Genomic DNA, 2,553 nt, shown 5'->3' with positions numbered 1-2,553 from the left:
AGCGTCAGATGTGCATAAGAGACAGCGATTAGAGAGCTGCAACGTATCGTCAAGCCGAGTGGGCAGTTGTTGTATGTTGTGCCTGTTGGCAAGCCTGCGGTCATGTTTAATGGCCATCGCATATACAGCTATGCACAGGTTGTGGAGGCCTTTCCTGATTGGGAGCTTGATGAATTTGGCTTGATTTCGTTTCGTGATCTGGGTGGCATGATTTATGATGCCACGCCCAAAATGGTGGATCTGGAAAGTTTCGGGTGCGGGTGTTTCTTGTTCAAAAAAACGGGAGGAGAGAATGTTCTTCCCTGAAATGGTCACCCAGATAAAAGATCATTACCGGGTGCTTGAAATAGGGCCGGGGGCGCTGCCACATCCACGAGCGGATGTGGCGCTTGAACTTGACTATGCCAGCGAGGAAGAACGCATCAGGCAGCGTGGCGAAAGCACGCAAAAGGTCGACACATCGAATATTGTTTACTTCAACGGAGGGCGCTTTCCTTTTGATGATATGCAATTCGACTACGTTATTTGTTCGCATGTGCTCGAGCATATTCCGCCTGAAGGTCTAGATGAGTTTTTGTCCGAGCTTCAACGTGTCGCACCACGCGGCTATGTTGAGGTTCCGAATGTTTTTTATGAGTGGATTTGTAACGCTTCAGCCCACATCTGGGCAGCGGGCTGGAACAATGGGACGCTGACATTATGTCTGAAAAACGACACCATGAATGGCCCAATAGCAGACGCGTATCGGCATTTTTTCTACACGACAGAACCGCGCCTCATTGAACTTTTCAGGAAATATAGGGATTTCTTTTTCATCGGGTTCGAGTGGGAAGAAACGGTGACTGTTGCGGTCGTCGATCATGTGAATGATCTATGCGACGGGCCGTATTTGGAGCGCATGAAGTCGGTGCGTGCCAACCCCGAGGCGCTCCCCCCGCCTGTGTACAAGGCGGCTCTTCGGTGCACTAAGCGTGGCGTAGCGTGGACCATCCAGAAGCTGCTTGGTGATGGCTCACTCCAGAGAATCAAACAGATATTAAAGGTTGGGCGGCATTGACTTCGAAGGGCCTGATCGCGGAAATATGAGATCCTGGCAGCCTAGAAACAATATCCTCAACTGGTATGCGAGTTAATGCGGCTCTAGCTGTGATCTTGATTCATACCTGCAGGTATTTCCGAAGTTGGTCGCCCTTTTTTTGATAAACTCATGGACAATGGCAAGTATGACATTGAGGTGTTTTACGCTCTGTCCGTGGGAACCATGACGTACCTTTTCATTGACCGTCCTTTTATCAAAAGAAAACTGACAGTAGCGTGACTTCTTTACGAATATACAGTCAACTAAGTGGTGGTCTGGGCAATCAGATGTTTCAGTTCGCGGCGGGCGTCTCGGCGGCGCACCGCCTGGACTGCGCTCTGGAGCTTGATGTCAGCTTGTTTGGGGTTGATGGCTTGCGCTCGTTCTTGCTTGAACGGTTTTGCATTGATGTTGCCGTGGCTTCGGGTGTCGAGATCGAGGCGCTGCGCGCAGGACTTGTTTCGCGCGGTCGGGTCGGGCAGTTGTGGTCGCAGGCGCGTGGAGCAGGCAAGACGGATAAGATTTACCGGCAACCGGGCTTTCATTTTGATGCCCAGGGTTGGCCGAAGGTAGGGCCGGGGTCTTTGTTGGTCGGCTATTTCCAAAGCGAGCGTTATTTCGCCGATGTCGCGCCGCAGATCCGCGACCTATTTCGCTTGAAGCACCCGGTATCCGAGGGCGGACAAAAGGTCTTTGCGCAGATTAGAAGCACCGACGTTGCTGTGGCCTTGCACATTCGGCGGGGCGATTATGTTGGAAGCAATAAAGTCAATCAGGTCCACGGCACCTGTTCACCGGACTATTACCGGCGCGCTATTCAAATTATGGGCGGCTTGACTGAAAAGCGGGTGACCTATTTCGTTTTCTCCGACGACACAGTCTATGCCGCGGAGTTTGCCGCGGAGCTGGATTGTGCTGTTGTTGTCGAGGGCAGTGTCGAACGCCCGTGGGAAGACATGATACTGATTGCGGCCTGCCACCATCAAATCATTGCCAACAGTTCTTTTAGCTGGTGGGGCGCCTGGCTGAATGATCGCGATGCCAAGATCGTGATCGCCCCGCGCAATTGGTTTCAAAGGGACGCGATGCTGATCAACAACACTGTCGATCTCTACCCTGCGGACTGGATAACCCTATGAAGGGCCCCACCGTCACCGTGTTAATGCCGGTCTATAACGGTGAGGCGTATGTTGAGGCTGCGATAGACAGCGTGCTGGGTCAGAGTTTTGCAGATTTTGAGTTGCTGGTTATTAATGACGGCTCACACGATAGTAGCCCGACAATCTTGCAGCGCTATGCCGATGCCGATGCGCGGGTTCGGGTGGTGACAAACCCGCAGAATATTGGGCTGGCGGCAACGCTGAACAAGGGCCGGGACTTGGCGACGGGGGAATTAATCGCCCGTATGGATGCCGATGATATCTGCACGGTGGACCGCCTGGCGGTGCAGGTTGCCTATTTACGCGATCACCCAC

The 2,553-nt window shown here is 52.7% G+C and carries 4 protein-coding genes; all 4 read left to right on the top strand.

What is annotated here, in order from left to right:
• The first annotated feature begins 66 nt into the window (after positions 1-66).
• The gene (locus IQ256_RS28840) at positions 67-306 is read left to right on the top strand and encodes a hypothetical protein (protein ID WP_228025390.1); all 240 of its coding nucleotides are present in this window, start codon (positions 67-69) and stop codon (positions 304-306) included.
• Positions 293-1,057, top strand: coding sequence for a class I SAM-dependent methyltransferase (locus IQ256_RS28835; RefSeq protein ID WP_193859119.1), 765 nt, complete (start codon positions 293-295; stop codon positions 1,055-1,057). The genes IQ256_RS28840 and IQ256_RS28835 overlap by 14 nt, the downstream gene beginning before the upstream one ends.
• A 308-nt stretch (positions 1,058-1,365) precedes the next feature.
• Positions 1,366-2,217, top strand: coding sequence for an alpha-1,2-fucosyltransferase (locus tag IQ256_RS28830; RefSeq protein ID WP_228025389.1), 852 nt, complete (start codon positions 1,366-1,368; stop codon positions 2,215-2,217).
• Positions 2,214-2,553, top strand: a 340-nt coding sequence (locus IQ256_RS28825) for a glycosyltransferase family A protein (protein WP_193859117.1), incomplete at its 3' end; no start/stop codon positions are given. The genes IQ256_RS28830 and IQ256_RS28825, both read left to right, overlap by 4 nt.

The organism is cf. Phormidesmis sp. LEGE 11477, assembly GCF_015207105.1.
Classification (GTDB): domain Bacteria; phylum Cyanobacteriota; class Cyanobacteriia; order Phormidesmidales; family Phormidesmidaceae; genus Phormidesmis.
The sequence above is the reverse complement of the archived record's forward strand: the minus strand, read 5'-3'. Positions and strand labels throughout refer to the sequence as shown.